We start from the raw sequence: 23,166 nt of genomic DNA on the forward strand, positions 1-23,166 counted from the left end.
GCCATGGACAGCCGCACCTCGCACACAGCACCCGACGTGGTGGTGGGTGTCGACGGATCGGCCGCCGCTCTCAGCGCCGTCCGGCTCGCCGCACGGGAGGCAGCCCGCCGCGGCCGGCGCCTGCGGATCGTCCACGCGTTCATCTGGCCGCTGCTGAACGTCGACGTCGGCCCCTCCGACGCCGTACCCGAAGGCGGTCTGCGCCACGACGCCGAACGGCTGCTCGCCGAGGCCGCCACGACCGCCGCCGCGACGGAGCCCGACGTCACCACCGTGGCCGAACTGGTCACCGGAGCACCCGCCGCAGTGCTGCTCGCCGCGGCACGCGACGCCGACCTGCTGGTGCTCGGCGACCGTGGACTCGGCGGCTTCACCGGACTGCTGCTGGGTTCGGTCGCCGTACAGGCGACCGCGCACAGCACCACCCCGGTCCTCGTCTCCCGAGGTGAGGAACACACCGACGGCCCGGTCGTGGTGGGCATCGACGACTCGCCCGCCGGAACGGCCGCGGTGGAGGCCGCCTTCGCCGCCGCCGAGCAGCGCCACGCCGAACTGCTCGCCGTGCGCTCCTGGACCCACCCGGCCATGGCCACGCCCTACACCACGCCCGTGCCGTCCGACCTCGGACCGGTCGAGCAGGCCGAAGGTCGGATCCTCACCGAGACCATGGCCCCGCTGCTGGACGGCCATCGCAAGGTCGAGGTGCGTGAGCAGTTGGTATACGGCGGTCCGGGACGCACCCTGGTGCAGCTCAGCGAGCTGGCGCAGTTGGTGGTCGTCGGTACGCGTGGGCGCGGTGGCTTCGCCGGGCTGCTGCTGGGGTCGGTCAGCCAGCAGGCCCTGCACCATGCCGCCTGCCCCGTCCTGGTCGTCCCGGACCCACGACCCGACCGCACGTCCTGACCGACGGCGCCTGAACACGGGGGAGCACCATGACCGAGACACCCGATCCGCCCCAGCGGCCCGCCGCACCCGGGACACTGCCGCAACGCGCGGTCCGCGAGGTGATGAGCCGACCGCCGACGCAGGTGAACGCATCGGCGACGCTGGAACAGGCCCTGGCCACGATGGCCGGGACCGGACTGCGCCACCTGGTCGTCGTCGACGACACCGGTCGCTGCGCCGGGGTGCTCGGCGACCGCACGATCGTCGCCGCGTGGGCCGCCGAACCAGGCTGCCTGTCCCAACGCCGCGTATCAAGCGTGCTGGACACCACCCCGGCCACCGTCGGCGCGGACGCCGCCGTGGTCGACGCGGCCCGGCTCATGTGCGGCACCCACGTCGACGCGGTGGCGGTGGTGGACCGCCGCGGCTGCGCCATCGGCATAATCACCGGCAGCGACCTCGTCACCCTGCTCACCCGCTGATATCCGGTGGGAGAAGTGTGCCAGAGGCCTGCGCCCGGCCGCACCACGAACCTGGCACGGCCGCACCCTGACCGGGGCATACCATCGTGGCCGTGGAACAACAGTGGGCATCGCTCGGCCTCTCGCCCCTCTCCCGCGTGCAACTCGACGAGTTGCTACAGGAGCTGCTGGACCGGGTGTCCGAGGTGATGGCCAGCCGCGAGCGGCTGCGCAGCCTGCTGGACGCGGTCGTCGGCATCGGCACCGACCTGGACCTGCGCTCCACCCTCGAACGGATCGTGGTCGCCGCCTGCCACCTGGCCGACGCCCAATACGGCGCGCTCGGGGTCCTCGGCCCCGACGACCGCCTGGTCGAGTTCATCACCCACGGCATCTCCCCGGAGCAGCACGCCGCCATCGGCGACCTGCCGACCGGTCACGGCGTGCTCGGCCTGCTGATCAGCCATCCCGAGCCGGTCCGGGTGCCCGACATCTCCACCCACCCGCGCTCGGTCGGCTTCCCGGCCAACCACCCGCCGATGCACAGCTTCCTCGGCGTGCCGATCCGCATCCGCGACCAGGTGTTCGGCAACCTGTACCTGGCCGACAAACGCAACGTGGCCGAGTTCACCGACGACGACCAGGAGATCACCATCGCGCTGGCGGCGGCCGCCGGCGCCGCCATCGAGAACGCCCGCCTGTACGCCGTGGCGCAGCGACGGCAGCGGTGGCTGGCGGCCACCGCGGAGATCATCAACTCGCTCGGCGAGGACACCTCGACCGCCGAAGCTTTGGAACTGGTGGCCCGGCGCGCCCGCGAGGTCGCCGAAGCCGAACTCGTCGCCGTTCTGCTCCACGACCAGGATGACGCCACCCTGACCGTGGCAGTCGTCGACGCGGCCGAACCCGTGCCCGGCCTGACCGGCGCGATCCTGCCGGTGGCGCAGACCGGCTTCGCACCGGTGCTGGCCAACCAGCAGGTCGTATCCCTCGAGCAGCTCGGCAAGGCCGCGCCCTGGCCGGTCGCCGTGCCCGACATCCGTGGCATCGCCGCACCGTTTGCCGCCGGTCAGGGCGTCCTACTGGTCGCCTACGCCGGTCCGACGCGCGCCGACGACGAACTGCTGCTGACCGCGTTCGCCGGACAGGCAGGCCTGGCGCTGCTGCGCGCCCAGGCCCGGGAGGACCGCGAGCAGCTGCTGGTGCTGTCCGACCGCGAGCGGATCGCCCGCGACCTGCACGACGTGGTCATCCAGCGGCTGTTCGCCACCGGCCTGCAGCTGCAGACCGCCGCGTCGATGGCGGCCACCCGTCCTGAACTGGCGAACAAGATCGGTTCTGCGGTCGACGCGCTGGACAGCACGATCCGTGACATCCGGGGCGCGATCTTCGAGTTGCGCAGCCCGGCCGGGCAGTCGCTGCGCGCCGAGCTGCGCACCCTCGCCGACGGCGCGGCCGAATCGCTGGGGTTCCGGCCCGACCTAGTCCTGGACGGGCCCCTGGACAGCGCGGTGCCCGACGAGCTGCGCGCCGACCTGCTCGCCGTGGTCCGCGAGGCACTGTCCAACGTGGTACGCCACGCGCACGCCGGCCGGGTCCAGGTCGCGATCGCGGTCGACGGCGGTGGGCTCACCGTCACCGTCACCGACAACGGCACCGGTGGCGCCACCCCGCGCGGTGGACTGCTCAACCTCGCCGAGCGCGCGGCCCTGCACGACGGCCGGCTCACGCTGGAAGCAGGCGACCCCACCGGCACGGTGCTGCGCTGGAGCGTGCCCACCGTCTAATGGGGCGGCTGCCCGGTCAGCTTCACCGCGAACACGGCGGCCTGGGTACGCCGCTCCAGCCCCAGCTTGGCCAGCAGGCTCGACACGTAGTTCTTGACCGTCTTCTCGGCCAGGAACATCTGCGCCGCGATCTGCCGGTTGGTCAACCCGTCGGCGACATGGGCCAGGATCTTCCGCTCCTGCTCCGTCAGCGACTTGAGCTGATCAGGTTCGTGCTGAGGATTGCGGATCCGCTCGAGGACCCGCTGGGTGATGGCTGGGTCGAGCAGTGACTGCCCGGCCGCGACCCGGCGTACGGCGTCGACGAGGTCGGTGCCCTTGATCTGCTTGAGGACATAGCCCGCCGCACCGGCCATGATCGCGGCGAACAGTGCCTCGTCGTCCTCGTACGAGGTCAGGATCAGGCCTTTGATCTGCGGGTCGACCGAACGGACGTCACGGCACACGTCGATGCCGCTGCCGTCGGGCAGCCGCCCGTCCAGCACGGCGACATCCGGACGCAGCGCCGGGATACGCCGCGTGGCCTCGGCGGCCGAACCCGACTCGCCGACGACTTCGATGTCGCCGTCGGCCTGGAGCAGGTCACACAGGCCGCGGCGGACCACCTCGTGGTCGTCGAGCAGAAAGACACGGATCACACCGGGATTCTCCGCCCACCGGGCGCGGTGGGGAAGGGACCAAAGACCCGTCCGAGGACAGGACCCCCGCCCCGGCCCGGCCAGGCCCGCCGGCACTGACCCAACCCGCTGACCCGGGCGGACAGTGAGGTCATGACAGCAGACGAGACGATCGGCGTCCAGGCGCTGTATGACGCGGCCCGCACCGCGCTCGCCGCGCCGTCGATCTTCAACACCCAGCCGTGGCGCTGGCAGGTTGGCCCGGACGTGCTGCGGCTGTACGCCGACCGGCAGCGCCAACTGCCCACCGCCGACCCGCAAGGCAGGCTCCTGACCGTCAGCTGCGGCGCGGCACTGCACCACGCCCGCACCGCACTGGCCGCCGCCGGTCACCAGGCCGACGTCCGCGAACTGCCCGACCCCGCCAACCCGGACCTGCTTGCCGAGGTCCGCGTTGCTGAGCCACACGAACCAACCCTGGCAGACCTGCAGGGATGCGCGGCGATCACGCGGCGGCACACCGACCGGCGGCCGTTCACCCCGCAGCCGGTGGCTGATGCCACCTGCCGGGCGCTGATCGTCGCCGGTGAACTGGAGCACGCCCACGTCCACCTCGTCGGCGACGGACAGGTCGCGGTCCTCGCCCTCGCGGCGGTCCGTGCCGGGGCGCTGCAGCTGTCCGACTCCGACTACCGGGCAGAACTCGCCGACTGGACGCACCGGCCGCCATGGAGCGGCGAGGGCGTGTCCAGCGACACCACCGTGCGGGCCGTGCCGCGGCGGGTCCCGATCCGCGACTACGCACCATTCGGTGGCCAGACCATGCACCCCGGCCGCGACACCGACGCCGGAGCCCGCTACCTGCTCGTGTTCACCGACGACGACACCCCGGCCGCCTGGCTGCACGCCGGGCAGGCCCTGTCCGCAGTGCTGCTCACCGCGACCAGCCAAGGCCTGGGCACCGCACCCATCAGCGACGTCACCGAGGTGCCCGGCACCCGCGACGAGCTGCGCAGCCTGCTGCCCGGCCTCGGCGAGCCGCAGGTCTGCGTCCGCGTCGGCTACGCCCAGCCGAGTCCACCGGCGCCGAGCACGCGGCGGCCATACGAAGAGTCCATCAATCCCGCACCCTGACCGGAGATCGACATGACCGCCCACCGGCCCATCCTCGTCGGCGTCGACGGCTCACCGTCAAGCCTCGCCGCCGCGTCCTACGCCGCCGACCTCGCCGTGCACCGCCAGGCGCCGCTGCACCTGGTGTACGGCTACCTCAGCCCCCTGTTCGGGTACGGCACCGTCGGGCTGGCCGAACCCTACTACGACGACGCCGACACCCGCGCCGCGATCGACCGCGGCCTCACCGACACTGTCGAGACCCTACGCAAGCAGCACCCCGAACTCGGCGAGATCCACGCCCGGCAGATCACCGGCGGCCCCGCCCCGGTCCTGATCGAGCAGTCCCGCACCGCGGCGGTGACGGTCGTCGGCTGTCGCGGCGTCGGCGGGTTCGCCGAACTGCTGCTCGGCTCCGTGTCGGCACAGGTCGCCGCGCACGCCCACTGCCCGGTCATCGTCGTGCGCCCGCCGGTGCCCGACGGCACCACCGCGCCCGGCCCGGACGCGCCGAAGCGCGCCGACCCGCCGCGCGGACCGGTCGTGGTCGGGATCGACGGCTCCATCGCCGCGCAGGCCGCCCTGACCTTCGCCGCCGACGAAGCCGTCAGCCGCGACACGACTCTGGTCGTCGCCCACGTGTACTGGCCCCAGCCCTGGCTGGAGCTCGGTGCCGACGAGAGCGCCGGGCAGGCCGAAGCCGAACGCGCCGCCGAGGACCGCGCTCAGCGGCTGCTGGCCGACGCGACCTCCGCGCTGAGCACCGTTCACCCGCGGCTGAAGCTGGAGACCCGCGCCATCCGCAGCCTCAACAGCGAGTACAGCCTCGTCGAGGCCTCCCGCGCAGCGGCGTTGACCGTCGTCGGCTGCCGCGGCCGGGGCGGGTTCGCCGGACTGCTGCTCGGCTCCGTCAGCGGCTCGCTGGTCCACCACGCCCACAGCCCGGTCGCGGTCATCCACCCGACCGAGCACTGAACCCGGGCGGGCCGCACCGAACCAGCAGCACCTAGGCACGGGAGTCCACGGTGATGTGCGGGGACAGCGCGTGCAGGAAGCCGGGCGCGTCGAAGACCTCGCCGGCGGAGAGCACGCCGACCTTGCTGGTCTGTCCCGTGAGGATCCGGTGGACCGCCTCGACCACCAGCGGCGCGGTGACGGCGTAGATGTCCTGGCCTCGTGCCACGACGCGCCGTTGCGCGCCGCCGGAGCGGACCACGACGTCGACGAGGAAGGTCTGGTCGGACCGCCGGTGCTCGTCGACCGCGGTGGGTGCCGGGGTGTCCGGCGCGACGACGTCGCCGGCCGCCTCGACCGTCATGTAGGTGCGTACCTCGGGGATGGGCAGGTGGCTGGGGATGGTGACGACGTCGGCCATGGTGAACTCGCCGATGACCGCCCGGGTGCCCAGCGGCGTGGGGAAGTGCCAGTCGAGGGTCGCCGCGGCGTCGCGGCGGTAGTCCAGCCGTCCGTCTCGGTACACCACGCGCGCGCCGTCGCGCCGCTGCCGGGAGACCGTGCCCGAGACGCGCGTCCCGTCGGTGGGCTGCCAGCTGCTCAGCCCGTACGCGACGTGTGCCTCGTCGGCCGCCGTCCAGTCGCCCATGGCCACGGTGGCCATGAGGTCACCGAGACCGCCGAAGAAGGCCATGGCCGGGACGATCACCGCCCCGGCGGCGCGCGCCCGGTCGGCGAAGTGCGCGAACGTGTCAGCGTTGGCCTCGATCTCGGCCGCCACGTCTACGTACGGGATCCCGGCGCGCAGGGCCGCCTCGATCACCGGCGCGGCCGTGGTGGCGAACGGTCCGGCGCAGTTGACCACCGCGGCCGCACCGGCCAACACGCGGTCGAGCGCGTCCGGATCGTCGATCGACGCGGGCCGGGCCTCGTACCCGGTCTCGGCCGCCAGAGCGCGCAGCTTCCCGGCATCCCGTCCGGACAGGACCGGGACGAACCCGCGCTCGCGCAGCTGCGCCACCACGAACCGGCCGGTGTGCCCGTACGCCCCGTACACCGCGACCGTCTGACCTGCATTCATGACCGCTCCTCGGCGCTCGGAAGATCTACTACGGACATTCTGGTGGGCGGGGAGCACGGCCGGTGAGTGTCTGGAACGCCATCTCCCATACAATTTCGGACATGGGCACTGTCGCACTGGCCGCCACCGAGGGGATGCTGCAGTTCGAGCTGTCCCTGGCGTACGAGGTCTTCGGCTCCGCGCCGGACGGCGTGACAGTGCCCTGGTACGACGTCACCGTCTGCGGTCCGGCCGCCGTGCGGGTCGGCCGGTTTCTGCTGGAGCCCGACGCCGGGCTCGACCGGCTCCGGGACGCCGATACCGTGATCGTGCCGGGCTGGGCCGATGTCGCCGTGGACCCGCCCGCGGAGCTGGTCGACGCGGTGCGCGCGGCCCACGCGGCGGGCGCCCGCGTGGCGTCCCTCTGCACGGGCGCGTTCGTGCTGGCCGCCGCCGGTCTGCTGGACGGCGGACGGGCGACCACGCACTGGGCGCACACCGAGGAGCTGGCCGCCCGCCATCCGCTGGTGGAAGTGGATCCGGACGTGCTCTACGTCGACAACGGCCGAGTGCTCACCGCCGCGGGCAAGGCCGCCGCGCTGGACCTGTGCCTGCACCTCATCCGGCTCGACCACGGCTCGTCGGTCGCCAACATCGCCGCCCGCCGCCTGGTCGTGCCGCCGCACCGAGCCGGCGGCCAGGCCCAATTCGTCACCACCCCGGTGCCCGCCCGGGACGACCACCCGCTGGCCGCCCTGCTGCCGTGGATCGTCGAGCGGCTCGACCAGCCGCTGACCGTGGCGGAGCTGGCCCGTCAGGCCCGGATGAGCTCCCGCCACCTGGGCCGCCATTTCAAGGCGGCGACCGGCACCACCCCGCTGCAGTGGCTGCTGCACCAGCGCATCCGCCACGCGCAGGAGCTGCTGGAGAAGACCGACGCCGGGGTGGACGCCATCGCGGCGGCGACCGGCATGGGCACCGCCACCACGCTACGCAGGCACTTCAATCGCACGGTCGGCGTGCCCCCGGATGCCTACCGCCGCACGTTCCGCACCCGTACCCGCTGATCCCTGGGCGACGCTGCGGCTGGCAGGTCGTCAGTGCCCGGTGACGACAAAGGTAATGGCAAGGAGAGTTCACTCCTTGCCACCTTCAACGTATAGCAGGCTGGGGGGCTTGTGGCAAGACCCGGGTGGTGCCGCAGAATCGGCGGCCGGACCAGGAACGGACCAAGACATGGGGGCAGTCGTCGTGTGTGTGTTGTTGTCGACCTATGCGGGACACGGTGAGGAACCGTTGGTGGGACTGGCGATGCGGCGGACGGAGCCGGTGCTCGGATCGGCCGCCGCAGTGCGATGGAGCATGACCGCCGGGGCGGTGTCGCGGTGACTGAACAGCACGTGTTGGGTCTTCAAGAGGTCGACCAGACGCAGGTTGCCGTCGTTGGCGGCAAGGCCGCCCACCTCGGGGCGCTGTCGCGGATCGAGGGCGTCCGCGTGCCGTCCGGCTTTTGCGTGACGACCGGCGCGTTTCGGCGGATCGTGGCGGAAGCGCCTTCGATCGACGACCGGCTCGATCGGCTGTCGCGCCTGAACCCGGACGACCGGGAGGCGATCCGCACGCTCAGCGCGGAGACCCGCCGGACCATCGAGGAGATCGCCATCCCGGACGATCTCGCGGCGGCGATCACCCGCGCCCTGGCCCGGCTCGGCGAGCAGGCCGCCTACGCCGTGCGATCCAGTGCGACGGCCGAGGACCTGCCGACGGCCTCCTTCGCCGGCCAGCAGGACACGTACCTGAACGTCGTGGGGCCGTCGTCGATCCTCCGGCATGTCAGCCGGTGCTGGGCGTCACTGTTCACCGAGCGGGCCGTGACCTATCGCCTGCGCAACGGCTTCGACCATCGGAAGGTCCACATGGCCGTGGTGGTGCAGCAGATGGTCTTCCCGGACGCGGCGGGCATTCTGTTCACGGCCGACCCGGTGACGGGCAACCGGAGGGTCGCCACCGTCGACGCCAGCTTCGGCCTCGGTGAGGCCCTGGTCTCCGGCCGGGTGAATCCCGACGTCTTCAGGGTGCGCGACGACGAAGTCGTCGCCAAGGTGATCGCCACCAAAGAGCGTGCCATTCAGGCACTGCCGGCGGGCGGGACGCGGGAAGTGGCGATCGACGCGCGGCGGCAGGAACACCCGGCGCTGACGGATGCGCAGGCCGTGCGGCTCGTGCGCATCGGGCGGCGGATCGAAGCGCACTTCGGCCGCCCCCAGGACATCGAATGGTGCCTCATCGACGACGACTTCCGGATCGTGCAGAGCCGACCGATCACCACGCTGTTTCCCATCCCCGAGTCCCGCGACCGGGAGAACCACGTCTATGTCTCGGTCGGTCACCAGCAGATGATGACCGACCCCATGAGGCCCCTCGGGCTGTCCTTCTGGCAGATGACGACCCCCGCGCCCATGGCCGAGGCAGGCGGCCGCCTGTTCGTCGACGTCACCCAGAGGCTGGCCACCCCGGCGAGCCGGGCCGGTCTCCTGGAGGCCCTGGGGAGATCCGATCCGCTGACCGGGGACGCGCTGCAGACCATCCTCGAGCGCGACGGCTTCATCCGGACGCTGCCGGACGAGGGTGCCCCCGGGCCGCTGTTCGGCGGTGCGCCGGATCCGATCGAGACCGATCCGGCCATCGTCACCGAGCTGATCGAGCACAGCCAGGCATCGATCGCGGCGTTGGAACGCGACATCGCGACGTTGTCCGGAGCGGCGCTGCTCGACTTCATCCAGGCGGACCTGCAGGAGCTGCGGCGGATCCTGTTCGATCCGCGGAGCCATCAGGTGTTCATGTCGGCGATGGAGGCCGTGTGGTGGCTCAACGATCGGTTGCAGGCGTGGCTGGGGGAGAAGAACGCTGCTGACACGCTCACGCAGTCTGTTCCCCACAACGTCACCTCGGAGATGGGGCTGGCGCTGCTGGACGTCGCGGACGCGATCCGCCCGCACCCGGAGGTGGTCGCGTTTCTACACCACGTCGAGGACGGGGGATTCCTGGACGGGCTGGCCGAGTTCTCGGGCGGGCCGCAAGCGCGAGCCGCCATCGAGGCGTGGCTGGAGAAGTACGGCATGCGCTGCGTCGGCGAGATCGACATCACGCGGCCGCGTTGGCGCGAGCGCCCCGCCACGCTCGTGCCCCTGATCCTCGGCAACATCAAGAACTTCGAGCCCGGCGCCGGCGCGCGGCGCTTCGAGCAGGGGCGGCGGGAGGCGTGGGCGAAGGAACAGGACGTGCTGGGGCGACTGCGGGCCCTGCCGGACGGGGAGCGCAAGTCCGAAGAGGCCAAGCGGATGATCGACCGGGTGCGGACCTTCATCGGGTACCGGGAGTACCCGAAGTACGGCATGGTCAGCCGCTACTTCGTGTACAAGCAGGCCCTGCTGAATGAGGCCGACCGCCTCGTGCGGGCCGACGTGCTCCGCGAGCGGGAAGACCTCTTCTACCTGACGTTCCCGGAGCTCCGCGACGTCGCGCGGACGAATCACGTGGACGATCAGCTCATCCGCCGCCGCAAGGACGCGTTCACGTCGTATCAAGCGCTCACGCCGCCCCGGGTGCTCACCTCGGACGGCGAGGCCGTCACCGGGGCGTACCGACGCGACGACGTGCCGACCGGCGCCCTGGTCGGCCTACCGGTCTCCGCCGGGGTCGTCGAAGGGCGGGCCCGCGTCATCCTGGACCTGGCGCAGGCCGACCTCGAAGCGGGCGACATCCTGGTCACGGCGTACACGGACCCCAGCTGGACACCGCTGTTCGTGGCGATCGCAGGCCTGGTCACGGAGGTGGGCGGCCTGATGACCCATGGCGCGGTGATCGCACGGGAGTACGGCTTGCCGGCTGTCGTCGGCGTGGTGGACGCCACCCGGCTGATCCTCGACGGCCAGCGGATCCGCGTGCACGGAACCCACGGATACCTCGAGATCCTGTCCTGACCGAGCACGCCGGGGAAGCTTCATCCGCCGATGTCCAGCAGCCAGGACGACGCCGATCAGATGAGTTCCGCGATCAGACGAGTTCCGCGGCTCAGGACGGGGAGGGACCGAGGGTGACCGGGCCGTGCAGCGGGTCCGCGAGGGTGGCCCGCGCGACGACGCCACCGTCGGGGCGCAGCGTCTCCACCATGTCACCGGTGCCGGACAGCAGCAGGCCGTCGGTGGCCCACACGGCGGCGCCCGGGAACGGTCGGCCCTCGCCGGTGGCGGTGTCGACCAGCTCGTATGCCGAGACGTGGACGTCGCGGCGGCCGACCAGCCGGGTGCCGTCGGGCGACCAGGCGAACGGGCCGTCGGGAAAGACCCGCGTGGGCACCGTGCGGGTCGGTGCGCCGGTGGCCGCGTCGAACAGCTGCACGGCTCGCGTGTACTCGTGTGCCTCGCCGCCGGACCGGTCGGCGAGCGACAGGGCGACCTCGCGGCCGTCCCGGGTGAACGTGAAAGCGCAGAAGCTGCAGTCGTAGGCGCTGTGATCGATCCAGTGTTCGGTGAGCTTCGCCGTCTTCGCGTCGATCACCGCGAATCCGATCGCGAAGGGCTCCTTGCGAAGGAGCATGCCGACCAGGCGGTTGCCGTCCGGAGACCAGCGCAGGCCGCTCTCGAGCCACAGCTGCAGGTTGGCGCCCTGGTGGTCGACGAACATCTGCGCGCCCGCGGCGAGCTCGACGATCGTCACACCGGTGTCGTCCTCGACGGCATAACGCCGGCCGGTCGGGTCGAGCTGGCTGTTCGGGGGCAGGTCCAGCGGCACGTAGCGGCGCTGCGCCCGGTCGAGCACCGTGCCCGTACCGGCGACGACCTGCCAGCCGCCGGCGAGCTGCTGCGGCGTGCCCGCGAGGGTGGACAGCGAGGGCTCGGTCACCGGGTCCGCCGCGGGCGACTGGCCGCCACAGGCGGCCAGCGAGACGGCGACGGCCGCCGCCAGCGTCGTGAGGAGCGCCCGAGGGCGCGTCGCGCGGGTGCGCGGCTGCTGCCGTGCCATGTCTGCTCCCCGTGGTCGGTATCGCACGGGGACGTCGCCGCTCCTGGTCGGAAGGCCGACCCCGCGTCGCGAGTCAGGATAGACAACTTGGGCGGGACGCGCCGACCCCGGTTCCCTTCGCCGCGAACGTGCCGTCCAACGCCCACCTGCGGAAGCGGGTGTAGAGCGTCTGCCAGGACCCGTACCGCTCCGGTACGTCATGCCAGGCCGCACCCGCACGGATCGTCCACACGATCCCGTTCAGCACGAGCCGATCCTCCGACCTGCGGCTACCACCGGTCACCGAACGTGGCAGGTACCTGGCCAGCAACTGCCACTCGTCATCCGAAAGGTCATATCGACGAATTATCGCGAGATCATCGTCTGTTATGGACGATAGCTGCCACAAGGCGGGCGATGCGGCCAGCGGTGCCTGCCGGGTCCGCGAGGGTCGCTGAGGCGGTTTCTGTCGCTCCGGCCTGTGGCATATCAGACCAGGAGACGGCTGGAGGTATCTGCATGTCGTCACGCCACCACGAGAGGATCTCCCGCTCGACGGTCCGCGCTAACAAGACTGTGGGCAGGTTCCAGATGCCCGTGACGGCGTCGTCGTCGCGCCACGGCATCCAGCCATTTCGCCGATGCTGATCGAGGCGACCCGATCTCGCCGCCATGATTCCGACCTTGATCGCGTCGTGCAGCGTGGAGTAAACGAGGTAGACGATGCCCGGCTCGTTCGGGTCGGACCGCGGCGAGCAATACCAGCATCCGCCTTGGCCGTGGCTCACGTTGTGGTATGTGGGCCGGACCACATTCATGCAGCCCTGACACCTGCTTCGCCATGGAAATCTACCTGCCGGATAGGGATCCAGAGGTTCTAAACCGGCGGCGAGCATGACAGCTCGCGCTCGCGACTCAGGTATGCGTCGGGAGAGACCTGACTGCACAATGCCACAGCTCCGACAGCCGCCCCCTCCCTGCTGAACAAGGTTGTAGCAAGGGAAGACAATCTCTGCACAGCCGGTGCACTCGCTCTTCCACGGCGCCTTGTTGAACCCCGGATAATCGACAAGCGGAATCAGGCCGGCAGAGCGCATGACGTTGTCCGCTACCGCAGGGTCGACCGCGCGATCAGCGCAGAAGCGGCACCCGCCCCGGCCCATCTTCACGCTCGTGTACGACGGCTCTACGTGGCGGTGGCACCGTAGGCACTCACACGTCCACCGCTCGTCGGAGCCGGGGAACGCCACGACTGGCGCCACTCCGCCAAACGCGATCATGAGCTCGTATGCCTCGTCGACGTCTACCTTGTGCCCCGTGCAGTACGCGCACGCACTCTGGCGTGCGACGTTGTGCAAAGTTGGAGTGATCTCTCGCCGACAGGTCATGCACTGGCACAGCCAGGGTGTGTCGGATCCCGGATACAGGACTAAGGGGAGGGCGCCAGCTGCAATCATCTGAGCCTCAGCTACATCTGGCGCGATCCGCCTCGCTGTACGCATATTCACGTCGCCACATGGACGGCATCCTAGAAGGCGCTCCTCACGTAACGCGCGCAGCACCTTGTTATACGACGTTCTGATCTCGCCGCCGCACCGACACCGACAGAGCCACAACTCCTTCGTATGGCCGGGATATGGCGAGTTCGGCTCCAGGCCCGCTCTTGCTGCCGCAGCCTCAGCTTCGGCCGCCGTGATCCTGTGCCTCTTGCCCGTCGTCACAGACCGGGAAGCTACCGAAAACCTCCGACATTCCAGTCGGAGAAGAAATCCTCTCGCCTTGGAATGAGATCCAGCGTGAACCGCTCTCCCGCAGCCTGGCAGAGCTGAACCCGCAGCCGCTACCTCCGAAAGAGTCCTTCCAGATCGCGGTCGCGGCCGCGCTCCAGGAAGTCCTGCGGATCGCGACAGAGGCCGACATTCGCGGGGAAGGCGCCCCCGCTGGCTTCCTTTAGGCTACGGCCGGGTTTCTCCGTGTCCTGTCGGGGGCGAGATCTGAATGGCGTTGATCAGGTCGCGGGTCTGGGGAGTGTGGCCAGGCGGGCGAACGCCGTGGCCAGGTCGGCGGCCCAGGGCCAGGTTGCGTGGATGCGCAGGTAGACGCGTCGCGTGCCGTGGGTGATGCGGGCGGCGACGTGCAGGATCTGGTAGCGCAGCCTGCGGGGTTCGGCGCGGGCGATTTCGCCGTCCAGGAGTAGGCGCTGGGTCCAGGTGAGCAGGTCGCAGCCGGTCAATGCCAGTTCGAGCCAGGCGGCGTTGATCGCGAACACGCGCGAGGGCAGGCGGCCGATGCCGGTGGTCTTGCCGCAGCGGATCCGGTCCTCGACGCGGGCGCTAGTTACTGACGGTGACTGCTCGCGGGGGTGGCGTTACTGCCGAGAGCCAGCGCCTTCGGATGTGCCGATGCGCGGATACGGTGGTCCGGCGTCGCCAAGGTCGGTCACAGGAGGCCGCGCTTGCGTAGCCGGGTGAGTCGGTCTGGCGGCAGGCAGTCGGCCAGGTTCCGCTCCAGGTCGACCAGCTCAAGGTCTACCGGGTACACCACGAAGTCGTCGGCGATCGGCAGGGTGTCTGACCAGTCGCGGAGGTTGAGCCGTGCCGCCGCCGCGCACAACAGCCGCCGGCCGACCTCTGATCCGGCGGCGGCGGCGAGGTCGTCGGCATCGAGCAGGGCGAGTTCCTGTCGTACCAGCTGCACCGATCCTGCGTCGTCGATGTCGACGTAGGTACTGGCATCGAAGTCCTCCGGCGACCATGCGGCATGGACGTCGATCGCCGCCAGGGCGCCGCGTTCGTCCTCCGTGGCTGCGGCTACATCGAAGCACAGCGCGTTCGATCGGGTATAGCTAAGCGCGACACAGGCGGCGGGGCCATCGACCGCCAGGCGCGCCACGGCGTCCGGGATCAGCGTAAGTAATGCATCCTCGATAGTGCGGCACGCCGCGACGAGGTCGAATCCGGCCGGCGGCCGCTCATAGCGCACCTCCGACCGACGCCCCATGACCTCGACGACACGGACCAGGCCGCGGTCATCGTGCTCGGCCGTAAGGACCGAACGCGCCCGGCCGTCGTGCTCGATCTCGACGCGGCTGATCCTCCCGTCTGTATATTCGTACGCCTCCCGCCCTGAACCGCGCCGCGCGACCATGTCGGCCGAGCGCATCGACCCGTCCACGAAGCGGTACTCGTGCAGGTAGATTGGCCCGTCCGTGTCGAAGTGCGCCGCCTCGACCACGTCACCGTCGTGGCGGAGGAACGTCTCGTAGTGCAGACGGCCGTGAAGAAAGCCGCTGTACCGCTCGGTCACCGCCGCACGGCCCTCGGCGTCGAACCCGATGCGCAGTACATCCCGATCGACCGGCGGTCGGGCGTCCAGGCGGCGGCCGGCCTTGAGCAGTTCCCGTTCGAAGTGCAACGGCCGAAGATCAAGGCCTGGCCAGGTGTACCATTCCCAGCGCCTAACGAGCGCGGTCGCCGCTCTCTTTCGGGAGTGGTACTCGGAAGCGAGCTGGGCGAACCGGGCTGCAAGGTCGGACACGTCCGGGATCCTACGGGTCAGCCCGCCGAACTGACCGCCACGTACATACGGAGCTGTCGCGATCCTGTGGGCAGTCTGGTACGACCGATCGCCGACCAGGAACCTCGGTCGTCACCGTGCGTAACGTCGAAATGTCGGCGATGCCTGCTGGCCTCGGTGGGGCCAGTTCTCGCTCGCACGAATCCCAGTGTCGAGACCGTGGGGCCAGCGATGGCACGTAGATGGGGCCATCGTTCACCAACAGAGCCAGTCGGCCGTGACGGCGAGCTTGAGGCGAGACAAAAGTAGTGTGCACGCGGAAAGTGCCTCTCCTGCAACGGTTGTGAACCCTAGACCGGTCCTATCGTTCCAGATGAGAGGCACTTTCGCTTTCATGATCGGCTATGCGGCCCGGCGCTCATGAAAGAGCGAGGTTAGCTGTCGTAAGAGTTCAACCTGGTCCTGACCGACGATCCCGCCCGACGTGCCGACCGAAACCACGGACAGGACGTCGTCCAACTTCTCGAAAGCTGGCACGCTCGCATCGTAACTTGGGTGTTTCCCAGGATCTTCACCACGCTGGCATCCCGATAGACCGTGGGAACGCCAGCGCGACTAGCAGGTCGTGACGACTGGACGCTAGCCGATGGGCAGGTCAGCGGCTATGACCAGGCGACCGAATGGGGAGCAGTTTAAGGATGTATCCCGCCATCGAGATGGACCTGCGCCTCCACCGTGTTTCCGCTGTTCAGCTGCCGATTTCTCCGGCTCGTGGGGTCGCGTCTCGGTACACCCAGGCGGGTGGAGGCTGGCACCAACCTGCTCCCCTAAGCGGATGTCCTGAGATGCGTGCCGGCAGGAGGAGATCCATGACCAGTGCCTCGGCCTGTTTCGGATCTCGTCGCAGATGGGGCACACGGCATCGACCCTCTGCCCGGCAGGGTCATCGACTTCCCAATCCAGGTGAGTCTGGCGGGAGAAGTAGGGCTCCCGTCGCCGCAGCCCATGGTGATGGCGACGCTGGAGGCTCCGGAGTCCTCGGGATCGCCTTGGCGAGGGGTGCCACGGCCGTGGTCGGCGTGGCCTGGTTGGCGGTGGATGACCGACGACCCTGTCGGCAGCGTGCGGCAGGCGACCGCCAGGCACGAGTGGTTCGTCTGCCAGAACCCGGACAGCCTCGGGGGTTCCATCGCGAGGTGGGGGCTAGGCGCCGGTCGGTTCGGATGCGGTCGCGAGTCCGCGGGTGAGGAGTTGACAGGTGCCGGTGAGGTCCAGAACTCGGCGCACCGGGTGTTGGGGGCGGATGACCCGGAAGGCCGCGCCGGCCTGCAGGACTGCTGCCCGGCCGCGCAGTAGGGCGTCCAAGCCTGCCGTGGCGAGCGACGAGACCCGTGCGAGGTCGACGACAAGTTGTGTGACCTGGTGTGTGTCGAGGGTTGCGGTGATGGCAGCGGTGAGGTCGGCACCGTCCTCCATGTCCCCGACGACGCCGAGGATGGCGACGCCGCTCTGGTCGACGTCCGTCGTGATCTGCAGTGTCACCCGAACCACCCTCCCGCGCGTCGTGTCACGGATGCACAGGTTACGAGCGGCAGTGCAAAAAATCTAGCCTGGCCACACTAGACTTGCTCTCCATTCTTGGCTAACGTTTCTGCTGCTATCAATTGAGTCGGTGAGACGGCGGCGACGGCCCGTCCTACGGCGCCAGACGTGAGGCAGAACCAGTTGCCACACACCACGGCAGTGCGCAGGACGCGGATCAAGCTCCAGCACGGCAGGTGGGGACTAAGCAGGTTCAGGTCTCCGCCTGAGTACGCAGATCCGCCTCAGGTCCGGAGGCCGGTGGCCACCAGAGCGCTGCGGGCGGATCGAGAAGCAAGTGGCAGAGGACGCAGAGGAAAGGGAGGGCCGTAACACCACTGGATCGCCCGCGATCGACCTGAATCCTGGTCGGGCGGATTACCGCAGCACCCCGTCGTGTCGGAGGTGGTCTGCGGTCACGCTTACGCGATCCCCGCACCCTATGAGCCGCTGGTCGGCCGGTGCGTGACGACAAGCCGACGCGGTTGGTCGGTGGATGGTGTTCGACCCGTAACCCTGGGCCCCGGCGCTTCCGCGCCGGGGCCCTCGTCATGGAGGTGAGAATGGGCCAAAACCCGGACGACAGATTGACAGACGAGCACTACCCCGCCTACACGATGGGCCGGGCCGCCGAGATGCTCGGCACGACGCGCGGTTTTCTGCGCAGCCTCGACCAGATGAACCTGATCAATCCACAACGCTCCGCCGCCGGACACCGGTTCTACACCCGCCACGAACTGCGCCTGGCTGCCCGCGCCCGCGCACTGGTTGACCAGGGTATCGGCTTGGAGGCGGCATGCCGCATCATCGCCCTACAAGACGAACTTCAGGAAGCCCGCCGCCACCTGCAGCACTCCTGACCCGATTGCTCAGGGCCTCCTGATCTCGACGCAGTGCCTTGTGGCGATCCGCCCGACCCTCGGCCCCGCGGGACTGCGGCGAGCGAATTGCCGGGCCAGTGGACGCCGGCGCCGTATTCCAGCGCCGGCCGTGCTGCTCGATCTCCGCGCAAAGTCGGGCGAGTTGCGCAATGGTGGCCTGTAGTGCGGCGATCTCCCGTCCGGCGCGGGTAGTGAGTTCCTTGAAGCGATCCAGGACGCCGTCAAGTTCTCGGCCGTCTCCGGGCCGCTCGTCAACTGGCAGGATCACGATCGCCGCTGGCCACGCCGCAGTCCTACCCGTTACGGACGGGCGTCAGACCACGCCGGATGGCGCGCTCTTTCGCGGCCGGGTCTGCCCCGACGCCGTCGACCCCGCAGCAGGCAAGCTTACGAGGTCCCGGCCCTTGCTGCGGGCCGACAGACGTCGTACGCAGGAACTGCGGATCATGTCCACGAGTCACAATCGCGGCACCGGCCCTCGATCATCTGGCTCAGTGCCGGTGACGTGCTCGCTGACGACGTGGCCCTCGGTGCCAGCGGAACACGCAGGACCGAGAACGTGGCGCACCAGTCGCAACGACCTTCACGGCAGGCCGCCAGAAAATATGTGGTGGCCGTAGTAGACATCCGCAGAGTCGTTCGTTAGAGTTCCTGGAGTCAACGAAGGAACATAAAGACGCCGACGAAACATTGCCCGCCCATGCGGGTACTGGACCAACGCGGAGCTGGCGCCGAGCACGTTCACGGCACCGCCCGAGCAGTACCGAACAGCAGTACCGGGTCGCGGTTGGGCCCGGGTGTAGCCGGTGAGGCCAGGTTTTTCAGGGTTTCACCGGGGCAAGAGATGGGCCGTACGTGCGTGGGGCCACGAAGTCGAGTGGGGCTCCGGCACCGGCGGAAGTAGGCAAGTGGCAGTACGGGTACAGCCCGGGTAGTACCACCGGGTGTCAGCAGGCGAGGCCAGGAAGCGGTTTGGGGCTTCGCCTGGGTTCGACAGTCCGCCGTACGTGGTGGGGCCATGAAGTTGCGTGGGGCTCCAGCGCCGGCGGATCGCACGACAGCAAGGTAAGTGGAAAGCAGAGGAAAGGGAGGGCAGGTACACCGTTGGATCGCCCGTTGCAGGCTGTTTGTTGAGTCTGCCGGTCGCCGCTGTTTCCATCCGTACGAAAGGTGGTCTCGGTCACGCTTACGCGATCCTCGCGCCTGGCGCCGTTCACGGCAGCCGGTGCGGATACGACAGACCGGCGCTGTTAGCCGGTGATGGTGTTCTACCCCGTAACCCTGGGCCCCGGCGCTTCCGCGCCGGGGCCCTCGTCACGAAGGTGTGAATGAGTCAAAACCGCAGGACATGTTCGACGACGACGACTACCCCGCCTACACCATGGGCCGGGCCGCGGAGATGCTCGGCACCACACCGGGGTTTCTGCGCAGCCTGGACGAGGCGAAACTGATCACCCCGCAGCGCTCCGCCGGGGGGCGTCGCCGCTACTCCCGCTACCAGCTGCGCCTGGCCGCCCGCGCCCGCGAGCTTGTCGACCAGGGCACCGCCCTCGACGCCGCCTGCCGCATCATCATTCTCGAAGACCAGCTCGAGGAAGCCTTGCGCCTCAACCGGGCCCAAGGTCCCGGCTCCGGGTGAGCACCGCGGCGCGTCTGGCGGACGTCGGCCAGGTAGGCATCCGTGTCCGCGGGTCATCGAGCCGACCGTACCGTCACGGCATAGCGATCATCATCGGCGCAGTAGCGAGCGGATGGCGTCGACCGTGAGCTGAGCCGGGGGGCGGACGCGGTGGGGCCTACGGGGTGCGGATTGTCGACGTCGCCGCCAGCTGACAGCCGGACTATCAAGTCGACTGGTCCGGCTACACGCCCCACCGGGTGGGGCGTGTAGCAGAACGAGGAGCTCCGGCCGCGTTCCAGCTGCACTCGATGCATTGAGCGGCATTGGACAGCATCGACACCCGATTGAAGATTAAGATCGGTGAGGGCGTCGTGGAACGCCGGACGCTATTCGTGCAGCCGCAGCGATCACAGCACGGCGGTCTGCGTCAATCCAGGCAGCCACGGTTACCGTAGGGACGCGAGCTGTACGGTCCAAGTCCGGGCTGTCCCGACGACCGCCATTGCCCGGCAGAGCAGCTCGCAGCCCAGCTGCGGACTTCCCTCCGCGAAGCCGCGGTTGATGAAGCTGATTGCTCTCGGGTGGTCACCCGCTTCAAGAGCATTCTCCAGTCCGGTGGCCAAGACCGCGGCGAGCGAGGCGTGGAAACTGTCAGCCCCTCTTTCGCGGAGGGTCTTGACGGGCTCACGCAACAGTGGGGGAGAGAACGTGGGCGGGGCTAACACGAATGTCTTGTCCTTCTTCTGTGGTGTCGGCGTGCCCGATCGGGCCAGCCGGATTGGGGCCTTCCTGCGCAGCCCTGCGGAATCGGCTGTTGCTCCCAGCAAGGGTAAAGCTGATGACCCTGGCTTGATCGCTGGCGGGACGCCGCGCCTGGTTGTGCCCGGGGCGGACGTTTCTCGAAGGGCTGCCGACCGAGGGGGAAGATCTGCCATCGGACGCCCGCTACGCTCCGATCATGATCGGATGCCCGGCGGCGCTGGGCGTCGCCTGTAGCGGACGCGGCGTTGTCGGTCCGCACACTGAAGTGTCGGGGGGGCGATCGGGTGGTGGTCTGCCAACGCTCGGCCCTCCAACCTCGGAGTTGTCCTGTGGACACTGCCGAGACTGGCAGCGCGCCCTGTGGGCGCTGGCCCGCCAACGATGTTGACGAAATGATCCGCCGCCCACTCTACGCGCACTGAACGCAGCGCTGACGCCGCCGACTCTGCAAGCCGATGCCAGCGATGGACCTGGCTCCCACTCGGCAAGGACCGACTCGACCCCGTCTCGTGTCATATGCGCGTCCGGGTGTGACCCATCTAGGCGCCTCGCAGGTGTCGGCGACCTGCGACCTACAGCGGCGGTTGCACGTTGGTACGTCCGGCTGCGCGAGTTGATCGAGGAGCCGCGAAAGCTCGACTGTCGCCGGCATCCTCACTCGACTAGCGTCTATGACATGGCAACCACGGTGCTACGCGTACGGCTAATCGGCGGCGACCGCGTGGATGTCACGTACGACAACCCAGACCTGCCCGACGTGGACGAGCTGGTGAAACACGTGACCTCGACACTGGCACAGGATTCGGGAGTGCTGCTCACCAAACACGGTGATCGGCTTGTCGTGCTCTACGGCCGAGGAGTCGCAGCCATCGAAGTCGCGCCTCGCGGTGCGGTGCTGTGACGGAGCAGCGCGCATGGTGCTGACGAACGAACGATCGTGTGCTACGGTAACCGAGTTGCAGTTTTGATTTCCGTAGACGTTTCGGCGCCTGGTGGTCTAACCAAGACCATACAGGCGCTTTTTTCGTTTGTGTCGTTTCCGACGCGGGTGATCAACGCGGCGGCGTGGGACCGCACAGTGCGGCCCCAACAGCCTGCGAAGGAGCAGACATGGCTACAGGTACCGTGAAATGGTTCAACGCCGACAAGGGCTTCGGCTTCATCAGCCAGGACGACGGCGGCGCCGACGTCTTCGCCCACTTCTCGGCGATCTCCTCAAACGGCTTCCGCAGCCTCGACGAGAACCAGCGCGTGGAGTTCGACATCACCCAGGGCCCGAAGGGCCCCCAGGCGTCGGCCATCCGCTCGCTCTGATCCACGCTTTCCCGAACGGCGGTCTGACTGGTTCAGCAGGCCGCCGTTCGGCGTTTCATCTATCATCATTTGATCAGGTTCGTTCTTGCGATGTCCCGTGGCCTGCGGCCCGTGCCTTCTTTGCGACGTGCCGTTCGAGGAAGGCATCACATGACCGTGATCACCACGTCACCGCGCCCGCGCACCACCCACCCGCCGACCGCCCCCGGCGGCTTCAGCCACGACCGGCAGCCAGTCGCGGGCGCTCCGCTCTGGAGCCCCACCCCCGCTGCGGCCTTCGGTCGCATAGCACCGTTCCTCGCTCCGCCCACCACGGAAGAACAGAGGCCCGCGCCTCGTGCATCCGATTGCGATGAGGTGGCGATGCATCGACTGCGCTACCCGTTCACTATCGCAACCGACACGGTGCCACAGCGGACAGTGAAGATGGCCGCCCAGTCAGTGTGAGCTCATAGAACAACCACTGGCGATACCTGCAGCAGCCAAACGCCGGTCGCCCTAGCGTTACGAGAAGCGACGTCGGGACCCGGAACTGGCCGACCTCGACGGCATGCTGGAGCATACGGACCACGGCGACGGGTCCGACGACGCCGACGCAACTGAGTCTGCCGAGCCAGGCGCGACTATCGCCTGAACGCGTGAATGCGTTTCGGCTGCTGCCATATCCGGTCCACCGGCGACGGTGGGCGACCGGCCGAGCCGTTTGCCGCTGGCGATGACCAGGTCCACCACGCCCCCATGGAGGCGTGTTCCTCCTCTGTGGCGGGCGCGAGATGCCACACTGGCGACAGTGCCGCTCAGAGTCCACTGCCGGTCTTGCCTCGCGCTCCCGGTCGTCCCGTCGGGCGGTGGGGCGCTGTCGGCAAGGTGACAGGAGTATGCGTTCAGCGGCTCCGGAGCCGACTAGGCGTCCACCATGATGCTCTTGTGAACCTTCCTCGGATGACATCGTTGTTGGCCGCTGCTGTCCTGGCGCTGTCTGGATGCGGCGATCCGGCCGGAGGGGTTACCGCAGCGAGCACGGACGGCCCCACGGCGCGCCCATCGGTGCGACCGTCCATCGAAGCCACCGCGGCTGCGCCGTCACAGACCGCGGCGGCGTCGCCCGCCGCACCAGCCGCACTGCAGTTCGGGCCGGACAACGTGCGCGAGTTGTCGGTGACGAAGAATGTAAAGGGAGGCCAGGCAAACGTCGCGGTCGTCGCGGCCGGCACGCCTGCCCAACTGCTCAACGTCGGAAAGGGCTGCGTCGACCACTTCAGGCGCACGTACAAGGCCGCGTTCTGCTACGTGTTCGGCGATGTCAATCGTCGATACGCCGTCAAGCCCGACTTGACCTACCGCACATAGATCCGGCGCTGCCGTGCTCCGAGCGCACAAGGACGAGTGGGTGGACACCGCCAACAAAATCCGGCGTACAGGTCGACTCGTCCGGCGCTCCAAGTCCGAGGTGGTCAGGCAGCACGTCAACCCGCCTGCGGCTCTCGACGTCGATCAGGATCGTCGCGTAGCGGTGCCGTCGGCGTAAACGGCAGGCGGCCCGTCAGGACCGGCCGTGGCGGAAGCCGTGTCACCCCGTGAGAGGTTCCGGGCGGCTGGCCCGACCACCC

Annotated in this window: 19 protein-coding genes and 1 pseudogene; 12 read left to right on the forward strand and 8 right to left on the reverse strand. The window is 69.1% G+C overall.

Going from position 1 to position 23,166, the window contains the following annotated elements; all coding sequences use genetic code 11:
* The first annotated feature begins 3 nt into the window (after positions 1–3).
* The 3 genes from KUA19_RS10065 to KUA19_RS10075 all read left to right on the forward strand — a co-directional run bounded on the left by KUA19_RS10065 (position 4) and on the right by KUA19_RS10075 (position 3,133).
* Complete coding sequence (locus KUA19_RS10065; RefSeq protein WP_217395918.1) at positions 4–903, forward strand: universal stress protein; 900 nt, start codon at positions 4–6, stop codon at positions 901–903.
* Between the two features lie 29 nt (positions 904–932).
* Positions 933–1,367 (forward strand): CBS domain-containing protein, encoded by a 435-nt coding sequence (locus KUA19_RS10070; RefSeq protein WP_217395919.1) that lies wholly within the window; start codon positions 933–935, stop codon positions 1,365–1,367.
* A gap of 188 nt (positions 1,368–1,555) precedes the next feature.
* Entirely contained in the window at positions 1,556–3,133 is a 1,578-nt protein-coding gene (locus tag KUA19_RS10075; RefSeq protein WP_217396319.1) for a GAF domain-containing sensor histidine kinase, read from the forward strand.
* Here KUA19_RS10075 and KUA19_RS10080 read toward each other — a convergent pair.
* Positions 3,130–3,771 (reverse strand): response regulator, encoded by a 642-nt coding sequence (locus KUA19_RS10080; protein ID WP_217395920.1) that lies wholly within the window; start codon positions 3,769–3,771, stop codon positions 3,130–3,132. The two genes, KUA19_RS10075 and KUA19_RS10080, sit on opposite strands and share 4 nt — an antisense overlap.
* A gap of 132 nt (positions 3,772–3,903) precedes the next feature.
* Here KUA19_RS10080 and KUA19_RS10085 point away from each other — a divergent pair, with 132 nt between their 5' ends.
* Both KUA19_RS10085 and KUA19_RS10090 read left to right on the forward strand, forming a co-directional pair.
* On the forward strand, positions 3,904–4,884 hold the full coding sequence (locus KUA19_RS10085) for an Acg family FMN-binding oxidoreductase (protein ID WP_254549172.1): 981 nt from the start codon (positions 3,904–3,906) through the stop codon (positions 4,882–4,884).
* A 12-nt stretch (positions 4,885–4,896) separates the two neighbouring features.
* Positions 4,897–5,838, forward strand: a complete 942-nt coding sequence (locus KUA19_RS10090) for a universal stress protein (protein ID WP_217395921.1) — start codon at positions 4,897–4,899, stop codon at positions 5,836–5,838.
* Positions 5,839–5,869: 31 nt separating this feature from the next.
* Here the strand turns inward: KUA19_RS10090 and KUA19_RS10095 are convergent, their stop codons facing one another.
* Entirely contained in the window at positions 5,870–6,898 is a 1,029-nt protein-coding gene (locus KUA19_RS10095) for a saccharopine dehydrogenase family protein (RefSeq protein WP_217395922.1), read from the reverse strand.
* A 101-nt stretch (positions 6,899–6,999) separates the two neighbouring features.
* Between KUA19_RS10095 and KUA19_RS10100 the strand changes: the two genes are divergently transcribed.
* Both KUA19_RS10100 and rph read left to right on the forward strand, forming a co-directional pair.
* Positions 7,000–7,944 (forward strand): helix-turn-helix domain-containing protein, encoded by a 945-nt coding sequence (locus tag KUA19_RS10100; RefSeq protein WP_217395923.1) that lies wholly within the window; start codon positions 7,000–7,002, stop codon positions 7,942–7,944.
* Positions 7,945–8,232: 288 nt separating this feature from the next.
* Positions 8,233–10,860, forward strand: coding sequence for a rifamycin-inactivating phosphotransferase (gene rph, locus KUA19_RS10105; protein ID WP_254549173.1), 2,628 nt, complete (start codon positions 8,233–8,235; stop codon positions 10,858–10,860).
* A gap of 91 nt (positions 10,861–10,951) precedes the next feature.
* Here rph and KUA19_RS10110 read toward each other — a convergent pair whose 3' ends face one another.
* From KUA19_RS10110 to KUA19_RS10135, 6 genes and pseudogenes are all read right to left on the reverse strand, one after another.
* Positions 10,952–11,902, reverse strand: a complete 951-nt coding sequence (locus KUA19_RS10110; protein ID WP_217395925.1) for a TolB-like translocation protein — start codon at positions 11,900–11,902, stop codon at positions 10,952–10,954.
* Positions 11,903–11,975: 73 nt separating this feature from the next.
* Complete coding sequence (locus tag KUA19_RS10115; protein WP_302498973.1) at positions 11,976–12,290, reverse strand: transposase; 315 nt, start codon at positions 12,288–12,290, stop codon at positions 11,976–11,978.
* Positions 12,259–12,699, reverse strand: a complete 441-nt coding sequence (locus KUA19_RS10120; RefSeq protein WP_217395927.1) for a hypothetical protein — start codon at positions 12,697–12,699, stop codon at positions 12,259–12,261. Before KUA19_RS10120 ends, KUA19_RS10115 begins: the two co-directional genes overlap by 32 nt.
* A 1,190-nt stretch (positions 12,700–13,889) precedes the next feature.
* Positions 13,890–14,213, reverse strand: a pseudogene (locus tag KUA19_RS10125) (transposase); the annotation flags it as partial.
* Between the two features lie 107 nt (positions 14,214–14,320).
* Positions 14,321–15,418 (reverse strand): hypothetical protein, encoded by a 1,098-nt coding sequence (locus tag KUA19_RS10130; RefSeq protein WP_217395928.1) that lies wholly within the window; start codon positions 15,416–15,418, stop codon positions 14,321–14,323.
* Between the two features lie 1,182 nt (positions 15,419–16,600).
* Entirely contained in the window at positions 16,601–16,939 is a 339-nt protein-coding gene (locus KUA19_RS10135) for an STAS domain-containing protein (protein ID WP_217395929.1), read from the reverse strand.
* A 602-nt stretch (positions 16,940–17,541) separates the two neighbouring features.
* Here KUA19_RS10135 and KUA19_RS10140 point away from each other — a divergent pair.
* The 5 genes from KUA19_RS10140 to KUA19_RS10160 all read left to right on the forward strand — a co-directional run bounded on the left by KUA19_RS10140 (position 17,542) and on the right by KUA19_RS10160 (position 22,906).
* Positions 17,542–17,838, forward strand: coding sequence for a MerR family transcriptional regulator (locus tag KUA19_RS10140; protein ID WP_217395930.1), 297 nt, complete (start codon positions 17,542–17,544; stop codon positions 17,836–17,838).
* Positions 17,839–19,207: 1,369 nt separating this feature from the next.
* Positions 19,208–19,498: a helix-turn-helix domain-containing protein gene (locus KUA19_RS10145; RefSeq protein WP_217396321.1), complete on the forward strand. Its 291-nt coding sequence runs from the start codon at positions 19,208–19,210 to the stop codon at positions 19,496–19,498.
* A 1,420-nt stretch (positions 19,499–20,918) separates the two neighbouring features.
* Positions 20,919–21,143, forward strand: a complete 225-nt coding sequence (locus KUA19_RS10150) for a hypothetical protein (protein ID WP_217395931.1) — start codon at positions 20,919–20,921, stop codon at positions 21,141–21,143.
* A 209-nt stretch (positions 21,144–21,352) separates the two neighbouring features.
* Complete coding sequence (locus tag KUA19_RS10155; RefSeq protein WP_217395932.1) at positions 21,353–21,556, forward strand: cold-shock protein; 204 nt, start codon at positions 21,353–21,355, stop codon at positions 21,554–21,556.
* Between the two features lie 942 nt (positions 21,557–22,498).
* Positions 22,499–22,906 (forward strand): hypothetical protein, encoded by a 408-nt coding sequence (locus tag KUA19_RS10160; RefSeq protein ID WP_217395933.1) that lies wholly within the window; start codon positions 22,499–22,501, stop codon positions 22,904–22,906.
* Positions 22,907–23,166 lie beyond the last annotated feature (260 nt).

Origin of the sequence: Catellatospora tritici (assembly GCF_019083965.1) — a bacterium.
Classification (GTDB): domain Bacteria; phylum Actinomycetota; class Actinomycetes; order Mycobacteriales; family Micromonosporaceae; genus Catellatospora; species Catellatospora tritici.